Source organism: Seohaeicola nanhaiensis, from assembly GCF_042654245.1.
Classification (GTDB): domain Bacteria; phylum Pseudomonadota; class Alphaproteobacteria; order Rhodobacterales; family Rhodobacteraceae; genus Seohaeicola_A; species Seohaeicola_A nanhaiensis.
Window position 1 is genome coordinate 475,267 of sequence record NZ_JBHSGI010000033.1, and the last position, 17,129, is coordinate 492,395.

Annotated in this window: 13 protein-coding genes and 2 tRNA genes; 9 read left to right on the top strand and 6 right to left on the bottom strand. The window is 65.2% G+C overall.

The window, feature by feature from the left end; all coding sequences use genetic code 11:
* Window positions 1-56: 56 nt before the first annotated feature.
* The 8 genes from ACFO5X_RS23525 to ACFO5X_RS23560 all read left to right on the top strand — a co-directional run bounded on the left by ACFO5X_RS23525 (window position 57) and on the right by ACFO5X_RS23560 (window position 7,771).
* Window positions 57-1,097 (top strand): hypothetical protein, encoded by a 1,041-nt coding sequence (locus tag ACFO5X_RS23525; RefSeq protein WP_380722174.1) that lies wholly within the window; start codon window positions 57-59, stop codon window positions 1,095-1,097.
* A complete protein-coding gene (gene mutM, locus ACFO5X_RS23530) occupies window positions 1,090-1,941 on the top strand; it encodes a bifunctional DNA-formamidopyrimidine glycosylase/DNA-(apurinic or apyrimidinic site) lyase (RefSeq protein ID WP_380722176.1) in 852 nt (283 codons plus the stop codon). Before ACFO5X_RS23525 ends, mutM begins: the two co-directional genes overlap by 8 nt.
* 66 nt (window positions 1,942-2,007) lie before the next feature.
* Window positions 2,008-2,784 (top strand): enoyl-CoA hydratase, encoded by a 777-nt coding sequence (locus tag ACFO5X_RS23535; protein WP_380722178.1) that lies wholly within the window; start codon window positions 2,008-2,010, stop codon window positions 2,782-2,784.
* A gap of 194 nt (window positions 2,785-2,978) precedes the next feature.
* On the top strand, window positions 2,979-3,242 hold the full coding sequence (rpsT, locus tag ACFO5X_RS23540; protein WP_380722180.1) for a 30S ribosomal protein S20: 264 nt from the start codon (window positions 2,979-2,981) through the stop codon (window positions 3,240-3,242).
* 545 nt (window positions 3,243-3,787) lie between these two features.
* A complete protein-coding gene (gene dnaA, locus ACFO5X_RS23545; protein WP_380722182.1) occupies window positions 3,788-5,182 on the top strand; it encodes a chromosomal replication initiator protein DnaA in 1,395 nt (464 codons plus the stop codon).
* 119 nt (window positions 5,183-5,301) lie between these two features.
* Window positions 5,302-7,329: an oxidoreductase gene (locus ACFO5X_RS23550; RefSeq protein WP_380722184.1), complete on the top strand. Its 2,028-nt coding sequence runs from the start codon at window positions 5,302-5,304 to the stop codon at window positions 7,327-7,329.
* 81 nt (window positions 7,330-7,410) lie between these two features.
* A complete protein-coding gene (locus ACFO5X_RS23555) occupies window positions 7,411-7,593 on the top strand; it encodes a DNA gyrase inhibitor YacG (protein ID WP_380722186.1) in 183 nt (60 codons plus the stop codon).
* Window positions 7,594-7,696: 103 nt separating this feature from the next.
* Window positions 7,697-7,771 (top strand) — tRNA-Phe (locus ACFO5X_RS23560).
* Window positions 7,772-8,087: 316 nt separating this feature from the next.
* Here ACFO5X_RS23560 and ACFO5X_RS23565 read toward each other — a convergent pair.
* From ACFO5X_RS23565 to ACFO5X_RS23580, 4 genes are all read right to left on the bottom strand, one after another.
* Window positions 8,088-8,164, bottom strand: a tRNA-Met gene (locus ACFO5X_RS23565).
* A 115-nt stretch (window positions 8,165-8,279) separates the two neighbouring features.
* Window positions 8,280-9,635: an oxygen-independent coproporphyrinogen III oxidase gene (hemN, locus tag ACFO5X_RS23570; RefSeq protein WP_380722188.1), complete on the bottom strand. Its 1,356-nt coding sequence runs from the start codon at window positions 9,633-9,635 to the stop codon at window positions 8,280-8,282.
* Between the two features lie 120 nt (window positions 9,636-9,755).
* Entirely contained in the window at window positions 9,756-11,159 is a 1,404-nt protein-coding gene (locus tag ACFO5X_RS23575; protein ID WP_380722190.1) for an aminotransferase, read from the bottom strand.
* A complete protein-coding gene (locus ACFO5X_RS23580; RefSeq protein WP_380722192.1) occupies window positions 11,156-11,989 on the bottom strand; it encodes an aldo/keto reductase in 834 nt (277 codons plus the stop codon). Before ACFO5X_RS23580 ends, ACFO5X_RS23575 begins: the two co-directional genes overlap by 4 nt.
* A gap of 140 nt (window positions 11,990-12,129) precedes the next feature.
* Here ACFO5X_RS23580 and ACFO5X_RS23585 point away from each other — a divergent pair, with 140 nt between their 5' ends.
* Window positions 12,130-13,032: a LysR family transcriptional regulator gene (locus tag ACFO5X_RS23585; protein WP_380722194.1), complete on the top strand. Its 903-nt coding sequence runs from the start codon at window positions 12,130-12,132 to the stop codon at window positions 13,030-13,032.
* Between the two features lie 20 nt (window positions 13,033-13,052).
* Here ACFO5X_RS23585 and ACFO5X_RS23590 read toward each other — a convergent pair whose 3' ends face one another.
* Window positions 13,053-15,041 carry a hydantoinase B/oxoprolinase family protein gene (locus ACFO5X_RS23590; protein WP_380722196.1) on the bottom strand — a complete coding sequence of 663 codons (1,989 nt, stop codon included), beginning with the start codon at window positions 15,039-15,041 and terminating at the stop codon, window positions 13,053-13,055.
* Window positions 15,042-15,043: 2 nt separating this feature from the next.
* Window positions 15,044-17,080 carry a hydantoinase/oxoprolinase family protein gene (locus ACFO5X_RS23595; RefSeq protein ID WP_380722198.1) on the bottom strand — a complete coding sequence of 679 codons (2,037 nt, stop codon included), beginning with the start codon at window positions 17,078-17,080 and terminating at the stop codon, window positions 15,044-15,046.
* Window positions 17,081-17,129 lie beyond the last annotated feature (49 nt).

A 17,129-nucleotide genomic window follows, 5' to 3' on the forward strand; every position in this document is an offset into this window, starting at 1 on the left:
TCCTTATAGGGCGAAGGCGTGGAAGACAAACGGGCGAAAGTGAAGCAGGGAGTGCAATGAAGATCCGGCGTTCGTTTCTTTTGATTCTGGCAGGAACGGCAGTTTTCGGCGGCTTGGCGTATCTGATGCGCTCTGTGCCAGGGTTGGAGTTTATTTGGCGTGTCGCTCTGGGCCTGCTCGGGTTGCTGGTGATGCTTCCGGTTGTGATGTTATTTTCCGCCGCTATGACATACGGCCGAACCGGAGCGACGGCCTTGCCCGACGGCATGTTTCAGGGCCTTATGAAAATTGGCTATCGGGTGACCATTTCGATTGTCGGCCTGATGTTTTTTGGCCTGGCGGTCGGAGTTTATGTCGAGGGTTCCACCGGACTGGCCGGTACATGTGCGGTGCTAGGTGCCTTTTTTCTCATCGGGTCTCAGTATGGTCGCATTTGCTGGAACGATGTCTGTATCATCCACCGCGACTACTTCTTCCTGCAAAGGCGGCATCTTTGGGCCGATCTTCTGGAAATCGAGGAAGACTTCCGGAACAGCATCGACAGCACCACCGACCTGATTTTCCCAAGTTCAAAAAAGATCAAAGTCGCAAAGCTTAACGAGGCTCACGCAGACCTGGTGGGTTACGCCCGCGAAAGGCTCCGCGAGAACGTATCGCGTTGGCTGGTTGAAACAACGCGACACCCGGAAGCACGGTCGGGCAGCTTTCTTACTGTCTCAACCACGGATCGGCTGGGCGCCCTCTGCATCTGGGTTATGGCTGGCTTGCTCTTATGGGCGGCCTATGCTCGCCTTCCGCTTTCTTGGCGCGTGGAGGACCTTTGGACATTCGCTATTGTCATGATGTCGGCAGGGTTTGCACTTGTCGGCCAGATGATGTTCTTTCGTCGGATCATCTGGGATTCCGAAGGTGTTCGTCAAAGGCTGGGCATGTTCTGGGAGCGCAAGTATCAATGGGCGCACCTCGAGGCGGTTGACGCTGCGGAGCAAGGCGGCGTTCAAATGACGTTTGCGGACGGACGCCTTATGCGAGTGTCGTTTTCCTGGCTGGGAGCCAAAGAGATGATCGCCTATGCACGGAGCCGCCTGAATGCCTGAACTGCCCGAAGTCGAGACCGTCCGCCGGGGGCTGGCCCCGGTGATGGAGGGGCAGGTGATCGCGCGGGCCGAGGTGAACCGGGCGGACCTGCGCTGGCCCTTCCCGGAACGGATGTCCGAGCGGCTGTCCGGGCGCAGGATCGAGCGGCTGGGGCGGCGTTCGAAGTATCTGATGGCGGATCTCGATTCTGGCGAGACACTGTTGATGCACCTGGGCATGTCGGGGCGGATGACGGTTTCGGGCGATCCGCTGGGCGTATTCACCCATGAACACGCGATGCCCGAAAAACACGACCACGTCGTCTTTCACATGGAGAACGGCGCGCGGATCGTGTTCAACGATCCTCGCCGCTTTGGCGCGATGGATCTGATGGAGACGGCGCGTGCTGCTGAACACCGGCTGATCGCGGCGCTGGGGCCCGAGCCGCTGGGGAACGATTTCCACGAGGATCACTTGGTCGCCGCGTTCCGGGGCAAGAACACGCCTGTGAAGGCGGCGCTGCTGGATCAGGGCATCGTCGCCGGCCTGGGCAATATCTATGTCTGCGAGGCGCTGTTCCGGGCCGGGATCTCGCCGCGCCGCAAGGCTGGTCAGATTGCGGCGGCGCGGGTGGCGGGGCTGGTCCCCATCATCCGGCAGGTGCTGGCCGAGGCGATCGAGGCCGGCGGGTCGAGCCTGAAGGACTACCGCCGCGCCGATGGCGAACTGGGCTATTTCCAGCATTCCTTCGATGTCTACGGCCGCGCGGGCGAGGCCTGCCGCAAACCGGGATGCGACGGCACAGTGGCCCGTCTGGTGCAGTCGGGGCGGTCGTCCTTCCATTGTCCGAAGTGCCAAAGATGACTTGCAGCGCTGCACTCGCGTGATAAGGACTCGGGGTACAAACGGAACAATCGAAAGACTGCGCCCATGGCCTATGAGATGATCACCGTCGACACGGAAGACTATGTCGCTTTGATCCGCCTGAACCGCCCCGACGCACTGAACGCGCTGAACACCCAGCTGCTTGCCGAACTCTGCACCGCGCTTGAAGAGGCGGATGCCAGCGAGAAGGTCCGCTGCATCGTCATCACCGGCTCGGAAAAGGCCTTTGCCGCCGGCGCCGATATCAAGGAGATGTCGGAAAAGAGCTTTGTCGACGTCTTCACCGAAAACATGTTCGCCGATGCCAGCGACCGGATGATGCGAATCCGCAAGCCGCTAATCGCCGCCGTGGCGGGCTACGCTCTGGGCGGGGGCTGCGAGCTGGCGATGGCCTGCGATTTCATCATCGCGGCCGATACCGCGAAGTTTGGCCAGCCCGAGATCAACCTGGGCGTGATGGCCGGGATGGGCGGGTCGCAGCGCCTGACGCGCTTTGTCGGGAAGTCCAAGGCGATGGACATGAACCTGACCGGACGTTTCATGACGGCGGAAGAGGCGGAGCGGTCGGGGCTTGCGAGCCGCGTCGTGCCGGCCAAGAAGCTGATGGAAGAGACCATGTCGGCCGCGCAGAAGATTGCCGAAAAGTCGATGCTCTCGGTCATGGCGATCAAGGAATCGGTCAACCGGTCCTACGAGACGACGCTGTCCGAAGGCCTGCTGTTCGAACGCCGGGTGTTCCATTCGCTGTTTGCGACCGAAGACCAGAAGGAAGGCATGAACGCCTTCATGGAAAAGCGGCAGCCGCAGTTCCGCGACCGCTGAATTCGAGGCGCGGGCGCCTCGGCGCCCGCCTTGTGCCCGGCGTGCAGATTGTTGTTTTCTTTCCAGCGACTTTGCGCTAGAGGCACCGCTTACATGCGTGCGAGACCCGCTTTGGTCAGAATCAGCCGGTACTGAACCCGGTCGGGCTTTGCGCGCGAACAAATTGCAATCGACCCGATCAGAGGGAAAAGAACATGGCCAATACGCCGCAGTCCAAGAAACGCGCCCGTCAGAACGAGGCCCGCTTCGCCATCAACAAAGCCCGCCGTTCGCGCATCCGGACCTTCCTGCGCAAGGTCGAGGAAGCCATCGCTTCCGGCAACCAGGAAGCCGCCGCCGCCGCCCTGCGCGCCGCCCAGCCCGAGCTGATGCGCGGTGTGACCAAAGGTGTGTTGCACAAAAACACTGTCGCCCGGAAAATGTCGCGCCTGTCTTCGCGGGTGAAGGCGCTGGGCTGATCCAGCCCCGCAAACGAAATCGCATATCAAGCAAGGCGTTGCCATCGGCAGCGCCTTTTTCATGTCTGCCGACCAGTTGCGAGAATCTGTGGCACCGGCGGATCCCCGCCCCGGAAAACGGGAGTCAACAGCAGAGTTTCGTTGCCGCTGCTCACTGCAAATTGCTAGGACAGTCAGGCGATTCACTCGCTTGGGGGGACAGGACGTCAACGGCGATTCCCGGCAGGCATTCGGGGATTTTCCGGAGACGACACCGTAATAGCCGGCGTTCAGCCGGTGCGGTTCGCTGCGTTGCCATAGCTGCAACTCGTAACGCGGCCCTGTCGAAATGATGTGTCCGTGGCGCCTGGCGTCCGGCCCGCACACCCGTTCGGGTGTCGGGTCTTCGTCCGGGACGTTCCAGACAGGTATCCCTTTGGGGGTGCTCCGCCATCCGGCTTCGGATGGTGCGTCATACCTGCGCGTTGCGAGTCGGCCGGTTGTTGGGACACCGGCAAGATACAAACAGGTCGCAAGGCCGTAGAATGGGATGCATGGGGCGCCGAATGACAGAGGACCAGTGGGGCAAGCTAAGACAGCGGTTGCTGAAGACGGTTGGGCAGAACAACTACACCACCTGGATCGAGCCTTTGGTGTTCGTCGGGATCAACGACGAAGTGGCGGTCTTTCATGTCCCCACGAACTTTACCGGCAACTACGTCGGGCAGAATTTCTCGGATCTCATTCTGTATGAATTCAAGGCTGCCGGCCTGGACGTGAAGCGCCTTCTGTTCAAGGTCGCGGCCAAGGGCACGGAGCCGCGCGCCAGCCGCAAGGCCGAGCCTGTGGCCGCAGCGGAACATGCCGGCAAGCGCGTGATGCGGGCTCAGCCGGCGCGTGGAGACGATGCGATGGCGGATCTTTACACTGCGCCGCTCGACCCCCGATTCTCGTTCGACACCTTCGTTGTCGGCAAGCCGAACGAACTGGCCCATGCCGCGGCTCGCCGCGTCAGCGAGGGCGGTCCGGTGACTTTTAACCCGCTGGTCCTTTATGGGGGCGTCGGGCTCGGCAAGACGCACCTGATGCACGCGATCGCCCGCGAGATGCGCGAGCGCGATCCGAACGCCAATATCCTCTATCTCTCGGCGGAACAGTTCATGTACCGCTTCGTGCAGGCGCTGCGCGAAAAGAAGATGCTGGATTTCAAGCAGATGTTCCGCTCGGTCGACGTGCTGATGGTGGACGACGTGCAATTCATCGCCGGCAAGGATTCGACCCAGGAGGAATTCTTCCATACGTTCAACGCCCTGGTCGACCAGCACAAGCAGATCATCATCTCGGCCGACCGCGCGCCGGGCGAGATCAAAGACCTGGAAGAGCGGGTACAGTCGCGTCTGCAATGCGGTCTGGTCGTCGACCTGCATCCCACCGACTACGAACTGCGGCTGGGCATCCTGCAATCGAAGGTGCAGCAGTATCGCGGCACCTATCCGGGCCTTCAGATCGCCGACGGCATCCTGGAGTTTCTCGCGGCCCGCATCACCACCAACGTCCGCGTGCTGGAAGGCGCGCTGACCCGTCTGTTCGCCTTCGCCTCGCTGGTCGGGCGCGAGATCGACATGGAACTGACCACCGACTGTCTTGCCGACGTGCTGCGCGCGTCCGAGCGCAAGGTCACCGTGGAAGAGATCCAGCGCAAGGTTTCGGAATATTACACCATCCGCCTGTCCGACATGATCGGGCCGAAGCGTCTGCGGTCGTATGCGCGGCCGCGACAGGTGGCGATGTATCTCTGCAAGCAGCTGACCTCGCGGTCGCTGCCCGAGATCGGTCGCCGCTTTGGCGGGCGCGACCACACCACCGTCATGCATGGCGTGCGGCGCATCGAGGAGCTGCGCGAATCCGACAGCCAGATGGCCGAAGACATAGAGAACCTGCGCCGCCAGCTCGACGAATAAGGCGGCGTACGGGGGACAGTGCCGGGGCGGTGTCGCAAAGCGGCGCCGCCCCGTGTCGTTCGGGCGTTTGACAGGCCGGCGGCGATAGGCGTTCCTGCGGCTAGCCCGAAGGAGTGCCCATGTCGACCGATCCCCTGCTCCAGCCCTACACGCTCAAGCATCTGACCCTGAAGAACCGGCTGATGATCACCAGCCACGAACCGGCCTATGCCGAAGACGGGATGCCGAAGGAGCGTTACCGCGCCTATCATGCCGAAAGGGCGCGCGCCGGCGTGGCTCTGACGATGACCGCCGGATCGGCCAGCGTGTCGCGCGACAGCCCGCCCGCCTTCAACAATATCCTCGCCTGGAAGGACGAGGTGGTCGGCTGGATGCGGGCGCTGGCGGACGAATGTCATGACCATGGCGCGGCGGTAATGATCCAGCTGACCCACCTTGGCCGACGCACCCGCTGGGACCGGGGTGACTGGTTGCCTGTCGTCTCGGCCGGATACGCGCGCGAACCGGCGCATCGCGCCTTCCCCAAGCTGATGGAAGACTGGGACATCGCCCGGATCATCTCGGATTACGCCGATGCCGCCGAGCGGATGCAGGCCGCCGGCCTCGACGGTATCGAGCTGGAAGCCTATGGCCACCTGATGGATTCGTTCTGGTCGCCCGCGCTGAACGATCTCGACGGGCCCTATGGGCGCGGCAGCCTCGAGGACCGGATGCACTTTGCCTTCGACGTGCTGCGCGCGATTCGCGCCCGCGTGGGGAAGGAGTTCATCGTCGGCATCCGATATGCCGCTGACGAGGCTATGCCGAATGGGGTGACGCGAGAGGAGGGGATGGAGATCTCGCGCCGGTTCAAGGCGAGCGGCCTGGTCGATTTCCTCAACATCATCCGCGGCCATATCGAAACCGACGCGGCGCTGACTGACGTGATTCCGGTCCAGGGCATGAAGAGCGCCCCGCATCTGGACTTCGCGGGCGAGGTGCGGGCCGAGACGGCCTTTCCCACCTTTCATGTCGCGCGGATCCAGGATGTTGCCACGGCGCGCCACGCCATTGCCTCCGGCAAGCTCGACATGGTGGGGATGACCCGCGCCCATCCGGCCGACCCGCATATCGTCGCCAAGATCCTGCGCGGCGAGGAGGATCGCATACGACCCTGCGTTGGCGCCAACTATTGTCTCGACCGCATCTACATGGGCGGCGCGGCACATTGTCTGCACAACCCGTCATCCGGGCGCGAGCTGGAGCAGCCCCATGCGATTGCGCGGGCCTCCGAGCGGCGGCGCGTGGTGATTGTCGGGGCCGGGCCTGCGGGGCTCGAGGCCGCGCGGGTTGCGGCCGAACGGGGCCATGAGGTGATCGTGCACGAGGCGGCCAACGATCCCGGAGGGCAGGTGCGGCTGACCGCTCAGACCGCGCGGCGTGCCGAGATGATGTCGCTGATCGACTGGCGCGTCGCCGAATGCGACCGGCTGGGCGTGCGGTTCCGATTCAACAGCTTCGCCGAGGCGGATACGGTGACGGCCGAGGCGCCCGACGTGGTGATCGTCGCCACGGGTGGGCTGCCCGACACCGGCGGCTTCGACCTGGCCGTCTCGGCCTGGGACATCCTGTCGGGCGATGTCCGCCCCGGCAGCGAGGTGCTGATCTATGATGAGGCTGGGGATTTCGCCGCGCTACAGGCGGCCGAACGCATCGCCGAGAGTGGTGGCCGGGTCGAGATCATGACCCGCGACCGCACCTTCGCGCCCGAGGTCATGGGCATGTCGCTGACCCCGGCCATGCGCGCCCTGCAGGCGCGCGACGTGACGTTCACCGTCGCCTGGAAACTCGATGCCCTGCGGCGGGAGGGCAACCGGCTGGTCGCCGCGATCGGCACCGACTATTCGGCCGCGGCGCGCGAAAGACGGGTCGACCAGGTGGTGGTCAATCACGGGACGCGGCCTCTGGACGATCTCTACTTCGCTCTGCGCCCGGGGTCGGTGAACCTGGGCGAGGTGGAGTATGAGGCGCTGGTCGCCTCGCGTCCGCAGACGGTGATGCGCAATCCGCAGGGCGCCTATCGCCTGTTCCGGATCGGCGACGCGGTGGCGGCGCGCAACACCCATGCGGCGATCTATGACGCGCTGCGCCTGGTGCGGACGGTCTGACCCGTAGCCCCGGCTTGAAACCGCGGGCCGGATCGGGCATTCCGAGGCCGGCAACCGCACTGCCCGAGGAGAGCGCACGCGATGACCTGCCCGATCTGCGGTGAAGAAACCCGCCGCGACTGGCGGCCCTTCTGTTCGCGCCGCTGCGCCGACCGCGACCTTGGCCGCTGGTTGACCGGCAGCTACGCCATCCCCTCGCGCGATCCCGAAGACGCCGAACGCGCCGAGGAAGAGCTCGCCGCCGCGCCTGGCCGCATGCACTGAAAGCAGCTTGCGCAACATCCTGACGCAGACCGCAAAAAGCGTCTGGACACCGGCCCGGCTTGGCCCTAGAACGCGCAAACCCGACAGGCCCAGCCTGTCCCGTGCCCGGGTAGCTCAGGGGTAGAGCAGTGGATTGAAAATCCTCGTGTCGGTGGTTCGATTCCGCCCCCGGGCACCATTAACTCCCGAAAACGTCAGACATGTCAGAGGGATAAATCGGGCACTGGCCAGTTGATCCCCCGGCTGTTTCGCCCAACGGCTTCCCGACAGTTCTTAGAGAAGCGCGGCATACTTCAAGTTAGGTAGTTCTCTGAGACCGGTTTCTTCCTTCAGTTTGAGGTAGAGTCCGCTCCAGCCGGGAGACGCCGAGATCAGATTGGTTCCCGAGGGAAACTTGCTTGCCCTAGAAGTGACTGGCGACCTCGCCGGCCTGTCGTCGCTAAGCCAAACAAAAACGGCCCGGAGCATTAAGCTGACGGGCCGTTCTGTGACAATGGTTGCGGGAGTAGGATTTGAACCTACGACCTTCAGGTTATGAGCCTGACGAGCTACCGGGCTGCTCCATCCCGCGACACTTGAGAGCCTTCATCTATCTATCCCTTCCGGGGGATGCAATGGCCTCAGTCGGATTTTTTTGACAATTTCATAACAATTCCGCAGGGACCCTCCTTCACCTGTCCAGGGCGTCAGGAGGCTTGGCTGAAGCGGGCGCCCTGTGGCATGTGGACGTCAAACCGGCTGGCGATGATGCGGGTCAGGGGGCGGCCTGCCGGGCGAATCGTCAAAGCCTCGGGCGTGGTCTCGACCAGATCGCCGAACTGTTCGGCGAGCAGGGCCATGTCGGGCCGCAGCCGGTCGGCCGCGGTGCCATGGGTCGCGCGCAGCGCCGGAAGATCCAGCCTGAAGTCGCACATCAGCATTTCGATGGCCCGTGCGCGCAGGAGGTCGTCCGCAGTCATCATGTGTCCGCGTGCGCCGGCCAGCTCTTCCCCCTCGATCCGCTGGACATAGGCCGGCGTGGCCGCGGCGTTCTGGATGTATCCCGTGGGCAGGCGCGAGATCGACGAGGCGCCGAGGCCGATCAGCGTGGGGCAGGTGTCGTCGGTATAGCCCTGGAAGTTGCGCCGCAGGTGGCCGGAGGCGGCGGCCTGGGCCAGGCCGTCGCCGGGACGGGCGAAATGATCGATACCGATGGGACTCAGGCCGGCCCGATGGAAGACGGCCGCGGCCTGCTCGGCCAGCTGGTGGCGCTCGACCTCGCGGGGCAGGGCGGTTTCGTCGATCAGCTGCTGGCGCTTGGACATCCAGGGCACATGGGCATAGCCGAACAGTGCGACGCGGTCGGGCGCGAGGTCCAGCACCTTTTGCAGGGTGTCGTCGAGGCGCGCCGCGTCCTGATGCGGCAGTCCATAGACCAGATCCGCGTTCAGCGAGGTTATGCCCGCTGCGCGCAGATCGTCCACGCAGCCGCGGGTGATGTCGAAGGGCTGAAGCCGGCCGATGGCCGCCTGAACCTTCGGGTCGAAATCCTGCACGCCGATGCTGGCGCGGTTCATGCCTTCGGCTGCGAGGGCCGAGATTTTTGCGCGGTCGACCATTGTGGGGTCGATCTCGACCGAGAATTCCCAGTCTTCGGTCGGCGGAATCACGGCCTTGACCGCCTGGGCCAGCCGGTGGATCAGGGCCGGTGGAAGGATCGTCGGCGTACCGCCGCCCCAGTGCATCCGCCCCATGCGCAGACCTGCGGGGAGGAGAGCGGCGAGCAGCGCGAGTTCCTTCTCGAGCGTACCGATATAGCTTTCGACCGGCGACAGCGTCCGCGTCCCCTGGGTCCGGCAGGCGCAGAACCAGCACAGCCGCTCGCAGAAGGGGATGTGCAGGTAGACCGAGACGGGGTCGTCCGGGTTCAGCGCGGCAAGGGCCTGTCGCTGCTCGGGCGCGCCGATGGACGGCGAGAAGACCGGGGCCGTGGGGTATGAGGTGTAGCGGGGCACCCTGGCATCGTAGAGGCCGAGGGATCGCAGGCGGTCGATGTGTTTCATGTGCCGCTTGTGCCTCTTTTAAGTCTGGCCGACCTTGAGCAGGATCAAATTGCGAGCAGCAAGCCTCGAGCGCCCGATTGGCGGCGCAGGGGGGCTGCACCGCCATCGGTCGCGAGCGGGTCAGAGCGTGGCCGCGATCTCCTGGGTGGCCGAGCGGGCGATATCGACGATCTGGTCGGCCTCGGCGCGGGTCAGGGTCAGCGGCGGGGCAAAGCCGATGCCGTCGATCCGTGGCATGGAGCGGACGATCAGACCTTTGCGGCGAGCGGTTTCGGTGACCTGGGCCCCGATGCGGCGGGCGGGGTCGAAGAACTGGCGGGGGCTGCGCTGTTCCACAAAGTCCACGGCCGCGAGCAGGCCGACGCCGCGCACCTCGCCGACCATCGGATGATTGCCAAAGGCCTCGCGCAGGCACTGCTGAAAGTAGGCGCCGGTGTCGCGGGCATTCTCGATCAGTCCTTCGCGGTCGATGATGTCGAGATTGGCCAGCGCGGCGGCGGCGCAGACGGGGTGGGCCGAGTAGGTCCAGCCGTGGATGAACGGCCCGTTCTGCCGAGTGCCTTCTTCGAGCACCTGCCAGACACGGTCGCTGACCACACTGGCCGAAAGCGGCAGATAGCCCGAGCTCAGCCCCTTGGCGAGCGCCATCAGGTCGGGGCGGATGCCGTAGAGGTGCGAACCGAATGCCGCGCCGGTACGGCCGAAACCGGTGACCACCTCATCGGCCACCAGCAGAACGTCATAGCGGCGCAGCACCTGCTGGACCTCTTCCCAATAGCCTTCGGGCGAGGGCAGGATGCCGCCGGAGCCGACCACCGGTTCGGCAAAGAAGGCGGCGACGGTTTCAGGCCCCTCCGAGAGAATGGTCGCCTCCAGTTCCTGCGCGAGACGCCTGGAATAGGCACGTTCGGTCTCGCCGGGATGCGCGTCCAGCCAGTGGTGGGGCGCGGAAACGTGGATCACCTCGGGGAGGGGCAATCCGAAGAGACCGTGAAAGCCGGGCTGGCCGGTCAGGCTGCCCGACAGAACGCCCGACCCGTGGTACGAGCGCTGCCGTGCGATCAGCTTTCGCTTTTCAGGCTTGCCGAGGATGCGATGGTAATACCAGACGATCTTGGCGTTCGTTTCGTTCGAGTCTGACCCGCTGAGACCGTAGAACACATGGTTCATGTCCAGCCCGATCATCCCGGCGATGCGGCCGGCAAGTTCGATGGCCGGTTCGTTCGAGTTGCCGTTATAGGCGTGGTAATAACTGAGCTTCGCCATCTGCGCATGTACCGCGTCCGCGATCTCGGTGCGGCCGTAGCCCACGTTCACGCACCAGAGGCCGGCAAAGCCGTCGATCATCCGGTGGCCGTCGCGGTCGGTCACGTAGATGCCTTCGCCCCCGGTAATGATCTGCGAGGGCAGCTCGCCGCTGGCGAAATCGGCCAGGTGCGTGCCGGGGTGGAACATATGCGCACGGTCGATCACGGCCGGGTCATTGATTTCCCGGGGCAGGGAAAGGTCGCGTGCGCCGGTCATTCCCAGCTCCTGACCCAGGCGGGGTTGAAGATGCGGCCGTCTGCGGCGGCGAGACCTGACAGGCTGGCCATCTGGTCGTCGGAGAGCGCGAAATCGGTGATGGCGATGTTCTCGGCTACACGGCCGGGATTGCTGGAGCGCGGGATGGCGACATTGCCCTGTTGCAGGTGCCAGCGCAGCATGACCTGTGCCGGGCTCTTGCCGTGTTGGGCGGCGATGGCGCCGATCACCGGGTCTTCCAGCAGGCGGCCGCTGCCGATCGGTGCATAGGCGACGAAGGCGATGCCGTGACGGCGGCAGGCCTCGATCACCTTGGTCTGGTCCAAACGCGGGTGGTATTCGCACTGGTTGGCGACCAGCGGCTCCTCGGCAATGGAGACGGCCTCGTCCAGCAGGCGGGCGGGGAAGTTCGACACGCCGATGTGCCGGGTCAGCCCGTCGCGCTTGGCCTGCACCAGAGCGCCGAGCGTCTCGGCCAGCGGCACATTGGGATCGGGCCAGTGAATGAGCAGCAGGTCAACGGGGCCGACCCCCAGCGCCTCGACACTGCGCTCGGCCGAGGCGCGGAAGGCGTCCGCCCGCAATTCCGTGTGCCAGACCTTGGTGGTCAGGAAATAGTCGTCGCGGGCAAGGCCGGTGGCGCGCAGCGCTGCGCCGACGCCGGCCTCGTTCTCGTAGCGGGGCGCGGTGTCGAAATGGCGGTAGCCGGCCTTGGCGGCCGCATCGACAGCGGCATCGAGCGTGTCGCCGGACAGCTGCCACGTGCCGAGCCCGATCTGCGGGATATCTGCGCCGTTGGCGGCAACGCTGGGGACGGGGGTGATGGTCATGAGCGACTCCTTGTTTCGCAATTTTGTGACAAAGGCGGTATCGCCCTTGCCATCGGATGGGGATGGCGGTTTGATCGCTGCCGCCGCCAAGTATCTGTAACGCACGGGTTTCCGTGCTCTGAGCAAGCCGGGAATTCTCTATGCGCGCACGCCAGCTCGAAGTCTTCTGCATGTTGATGCGCTGCGGTACGGTGACGGGTGCGGCGGCGATGCTCAACATCTCGCAGCCGGCGCTGAGCCAGATTCTGCTGCACGCCGAAGATCAGCTGGGATTCAAGCTGTTCAACCGGGTGCGCGGCCGGCTGGTACCGACGCAGGAAGCCGAGGAACTGTATCCCGAGGCAGAGCGGATCTTTTCCGAACTGGGCGCGCTGCGCCGGCGCACCAAGGACATGCGCTATGGCCGGACCGGATTGGTGCGGATGGGCGCCTCGGCGCCTCCGTCGATGGCGATTGTGCCCAAGGCGCTGGCCCTGTTCCGCGAGGCGCATCCCGATATCGTCGTGCGCTCGCTGATCGCGCCGATGCTGAATGTTGTCGAGCTGGTGCGCAACGGCGATATCTCGCTGGGCATCGTGATGAACAACATGCCCCATCACGATCTTGACGTGGAACTGGTGGGGCAGGTGAACCTGGTCTGCCTGGTGCCTGAAACGCATCGCCTGGCGAGTGCCGAGAGCATCGGTTTTTCCGACCTGAAGGACGAGACGCTGATATCCTACCGCACCGACACCCTTCCGGCGCGGTTGCTGTCGGCGGCTGCTGAGGCGGAGGATCTGGAGTTCAGCCCGGCCATCGAGATCGACGTCTCGATGACGGCTTTTCCCTTCGTGCGCGGGGGCCTCGGTGTTGCCATCGTCGACGGTCTGCTGCCATGGGGCCAGTTCCCCGGCATTGTCAGCCGCCCCGTGCGCCCGAACATCACCGTGCCCATCGCCTTCCTGACCAGCAAGGACCGCCCGCTGACGGGCGGCACTGCCCTGATGCGCGACTTCCTGCGCGAAGCCTGTGCCGATCTGGGGCTGGGACGGCGGCGGGCCTGATCGCACGCCGCTCCGGCCTGTCACAGCGCGACCTCGGGCAGGTCCGGGTAGCGCGCGCGCAGTTTTTCGAAGGCCGTGGTGACGGCGGTGGCGTCTGTCACATCGGCGGCGGGCGTGGCGCCGATTTCGCGGAAGATCGCGTGCTTGATGAAATAGCGCCAGTTCACGGGCAGTGCAGCCAGGATGCGTGTCAGCGCGTCATAGCGGGCCATGGTCCAGACCGCTTCATAGGCGATCCGGTTAGCGCAATAGCCGCTCTCGTCACCGCGCGAAGCACGGATTGCGTCCTGCGCCTGCGCCGTGGCTTCGGAATCTACGGCGCCCTCGTCGTTCAGGACGACGCCATAGTTCTCGCGGGCGTGGTTTGCCGAGATGAAACCGCGGCGGATGTCGGCCAGAACGTCGTCCAGGGGACGTTCCAGCGGGTCGCCATAGCCGCCGGCGCCGGGACCGCGCAGTCGGATGACGTCGCCCGGCTCGCAAGGCACGATGTCGATCGAGCCAAGCTCTTCGGGTGCCGGTCCGTCCGGGTTGCGGGTGAAGGTCGAATGCCCGCCGGCCTTTCCACCGGCCAGACCCCAAGCCGCAAAGCGCGAGCGGTCGCGGTTGCGCGCGGTGACCATGGATTGCGGTGCGTGCAGGCGGAATTCCATCTCCAGCGCCGAGCCGCCGCGATACCGCCCCGGTCCGCCGGAATCGGGCACCAGACCATAGCGCAGGATGTCGATGGGGACCTCGGCCTCGTTGATTTCGACCGGCGTGTTCTTCAGGAACGACATGTTCGCGCCGCAGCCCTCTGCCCCGTCGGCCTTGGGGCCGCCGCCGGCGCCGCCGCCCACCGGTCCGATCGAAGCCATGACCGGGCGGCCATCGCGGGTGGAGGTGCGCACGTTCAGGATCGAGAGGCCGTTGCCGGGCGAGGCGGGCATCCGGTCGGGCACGATCCGGGCAAAGGCGCCGATCACGGCGGTCTGGGCGAGGTTCGACAGCAGGCTGCGCATTCCCACGGCGGCCGGCTTGACCGGATTCACCACCGATCCTTCGGGCAGGATCGCACGCACGGGCCGCACGAGGCCATAGTTCAGCATCACGGTGGGATCGAGGCAGGCCAGGGCATAGACCACGCCGACCATGGCGAGCGAATGGCGCGAATGCCCGCCGGTCGGCATGTTGAGCGAGGACACCAGCTGCGGGTCCGAGCCGGTGTAGTCGACCTCCATCTCGTCGCCCTTGATGCGCAGCGTCACACAGATGCGCACCGGATAGCCGCCGGTCTGATCCTCGTCGGCATAGTCGGCAAAGAAGTGTTCGCCATCGGGCAGGTCGCGGATGATCGCGCGCGACTGCGCCTCGGCATAATCGAGCAGTCCATCCAGCCCCTGACGGAAACCATCGGGCCCGAAACGGGCGATGACATCCTGCATCTTGCGCACGCCGACCTCGGTGCAGGCGATCTGCGCCAGCAGGTCGCCGTGGTTCTGCTCGGGCAGGCGCACGTTGGTTTCGATCAGCGCCAGAAGATCCTCGTTCATCTTCCCGTCGCGCATCAGCCGCATCGGGGGAATGCGCAGCCCTTCCTGGTGGACTTCGGTCAGGGTGCGCGACAGCGAAGCGGGCACGGCGCCGCCCACGTCGGTGTTGTGGATGTGGTTGCCGACGAAGCAGACCAGTTCCCCCTTGTGGAACACCGGCCGCCACATGTGCAGGTCCGGCGCATGGGTGGCGACAAAGCCGGAATAGGGGTCGGACACCACGCATATGTCGCCGTCGCGGTAATCGAACCGGCCCAGAACGCGCGAATAGTCGAGGCCGGTGTACCAGGTCGCGCCCATCGTGACGGGCGAGGCGACGGTCAATCCCTCGGCCGAGAGGACCTGGCAGGAGAAATCCTCGGTCTCCTTCACGAAGGTCGAATGCGCGGTGCGCATCAGCGTGTAGCCCATGCTCTCGGCCGCGGCGGCGCAGAAATTGGCGAGAACCTGGAGTTTGGCGGGGGAGCTGGCGGACATGCTCATTCTCCTTCGGTGATGCGCAGATTGGCGAAGCGGTCGACGCGAACGGCGAAGCCTGGGGGGACAACGGTGGTGCTGTCGTCCTGAAGCACCACGGCGGGACCGTCGAAGCGGTGGCTAGGCATCAGGTCCGCCCGGCGGTAAAGACCGATCTCGCGCCGGGCGCCGTCCATGCGGATGGAGATGTGGCGGATCGGCTGGGCGATGGCGTCGGTCTCGGGCAGGTCGGGCAACACGGGCTTGCCGGTCGGGCCGGAGACGACCAGCCGCAGGGTCACGATCTGGATCGCGGCGGACGGGTCCGCATGGCCGTAAAGCCGCGTATGTTCGGCGTGAAACGCCGCTGCCAGCGCCGAGCCGTCATCCTCCAGCATGTCGGGGGACAGAGGCGTTTCAATTTCGAAGCTTTGCCCGCGATAGCGCATCTCGGCCGAATACTGCAGGACATGCGTGCCGGTATGGCCCTGTTCCTTGTGCAGCCACTCGAGCGCCTGCGCCTGCATGGCGCGCATCCGGTCGGCGAGATCAGGCAGGAGAGCCGGTTCGAGATCGGCATAGATCGTCTGCACGAAGTCGTTCTTCATGTCGGCGATCAGCCCGCCCAGCGCCGAAAGCACGCCGGGTGTTGTCGGCACCACGACCTCGCGCATGTGCAGCTCGCGCGCAAGGAAGCAGGCGAGCATCGGTCCGGCCCCGCCGAAGGCCAGCAGGGAGAAGTCACGCGGGTCGATGCCGAAGCGAGAGATGAGGCCCGAGACGCCGGCGAACATCGACGAGACCGCGATTTCGATGATCGCCTCGGCGGTTTCTTCCACACCCTGGCCGGTTGCCTCGGCCAGGGGCGCGATTGCGGCGCGGGCCCGGTCGGCGTCGACTGTCACCGTGTCATAGCCCAGGCCGGAGTGGCCGACGAGGCCCAGGGTCACGAAGGCGTCGGTGATGGTCGGCCGCTCGCCGCCCTTGCCGTAGCAGGCGGGGCCGGGGGTGGAGCCGGCGCTTTCGGGGCCGACGCGCAGCACGCCCTGCCGGTCGACCCATGCGATGGACCCGCCCCCTTCGCCGATGGAGGAGACTGAGACCGATGGGATGAAGATGCGGAACTCGCCGATCTGCTCTCCTGTCCCAAAGGCCGGCTTGCCGTCCGAGATCACCGCCACGTCAGCCGAGGTGCCGCCGATGTCGAGGCTGAGGCAATTGTCGATGCCGGACATGCCCGCCACATAGGCCGCGCCGATCACACCCGAGGCAGTGCCGGACAGGATCATGTCGACGCAGCGGCTCTTGCCTTCCTCGGCGGTCATCAGCCCGCCGTTGGATTTGGTCAGCCGGGGCTCGGGCGTGACGCCGACCGCCTTCAGCGCGGCCTGAAGGCGGGTCAGGTAATGCGCGACGCGTGGCTGGACATAGGCCCCGATCACCGCGGTGATGGTGCGTTCGTATTCGCGGATGATAGGCCAGGTGCCGGAGGAAGCAAAGACCGGCAGCCCCGTTTCGTCCGCGACGATGCGGGCGGCGGTGTCTTCATGCGCCGGGTTGCGCCAGGAATGCAGGAAGCCGATCACCACGCCTTCGGCCCCGGCATCGCGGGCGGCGCGGGCGGCAGCGCGCAGTGCGGTTTCGTCCAGCGGGGCGGTCTCCTCGCCCTGTGCGTTCAGCCGTCCGGGAATGCCCCAGACCATGTCGCGCGTAATCAGCGGCTCGGGCCGCTTGGACAAAAGATTGTACATGTCCGGGATTTTAAGCCGCTCAAGCTCCAGCACATCGCGGAAGCCTTCCGTGGTGAACAGCGCGAGCTTCAGGCCCTTGCGCTGGATCACGGTGTTGATGCCGACGGTCGTGCCGTGGGTGAAATAGGAGATATCCGCCGGCGTGATGCCGTAAAGCTCGCCCGCGCGCGCAATCCCGCGGGTGACTTCCGCGCCAGGATCGTCGGGACGGGAGAAAACCTTGAGACTGCGGATTTCCCCCGTCTCTTCGTCGAGAAAGGCGAAATCGGTAAACGATCCGCCGATATCCACACCAACACGATAGGTCATCCAGGTCTCCGGCCGTCTGGGGGCACCGGAAGGTGCCCGAGTTCAAGGA

Coding starts and splice junctions, on each gene's coding strand:
- ACFO5X_RS23525 (WP_380722174.1), top strand. CDS start 57: ATGAAGATCCGGCGTTCGTTTCTTTTGATTCTGGCAGGAACGGCAGTT.
- mutM (WP_380722176.1), top strand. CDS start 1,090: ATGCCTGAACTGCCCGAAGTCGAGACCGTCCGCCGGGGGCTGGCCCCG.
- ACFO5X_RS23535 (WP_380722178.1), top strand. CDS start 2,008: ATGGCCTATGAGATGATCACCGTCGACACGGAAGACTATGTCGCTTTG.
- rpsT (WP_380722180.1), top strand. CDS start 2,979: ATGGCCAATACGCCGCAGTCCAAGAAACGCGCCCGTCAGAACGAGGCC.
- dnaA (WP_380722182.1), top strand. CDS start 3,788: ATGACAGAGGACCAGTGGGGCAAGCTAAGACAGCGGTTGCTGAAGACG.
- ACFO5X_RS23550 (WP_380722184.1), top strand. CDS start 5,302: ATGTCGACCGATCCCCTGCTCCAGCCCTACACGCTCAAGCATCTGACC.
- ACFO5X_RS23555 (WP_380722186.1), top strand. CDS start 7,411: ATGACCTGCCCGATCTGCGGTGAAGAAACCCGCCGCGACTGGCGGCCC.
- hemN (WP_380722188.1), bottom strand. CDS start 9,635: ATGAAACACATCGACCGCCTGCGATCCCTCGGCCTCTACGATGCCAGG.
- ACFO5X_RS23575 (WP_380722190.1), bottom strand. CDS start 11,159: ATGACCGGCGCACGCGACCTTTCCCTGCCCCGGGAAATCAATGACCCG.
- ACFO5X_RS23580 (WP_380722192.1), bottom strand. CDS start 11,989: ATGACCATCACCCCCGTCCCCAGCGTTGCCGCCAACGGCGCAGATATC.
- ACFO5X_RS23585 (WP_380722194.1), top strand. CDS start 12,130: ATGCGCGCACGCCAGCTCGAAGTCTTCTGCATGTTGATGCGCTGCGGT.
- ACFO5X_RS23590 (WP_380722196.1), bottom strand. CDS start 15,041: ATGTCCGCCAGCTCCCCCGCCAAACTCCAGGTTCTCGCCAATTTCTGC.
- ACFO5X_RS23595 (WP_380722198.1), bottom strand. CDS start 17,080: ATGACCTATCGTGTTGGTGTGGATATCGGCGGATCGTTTACCGATTTC.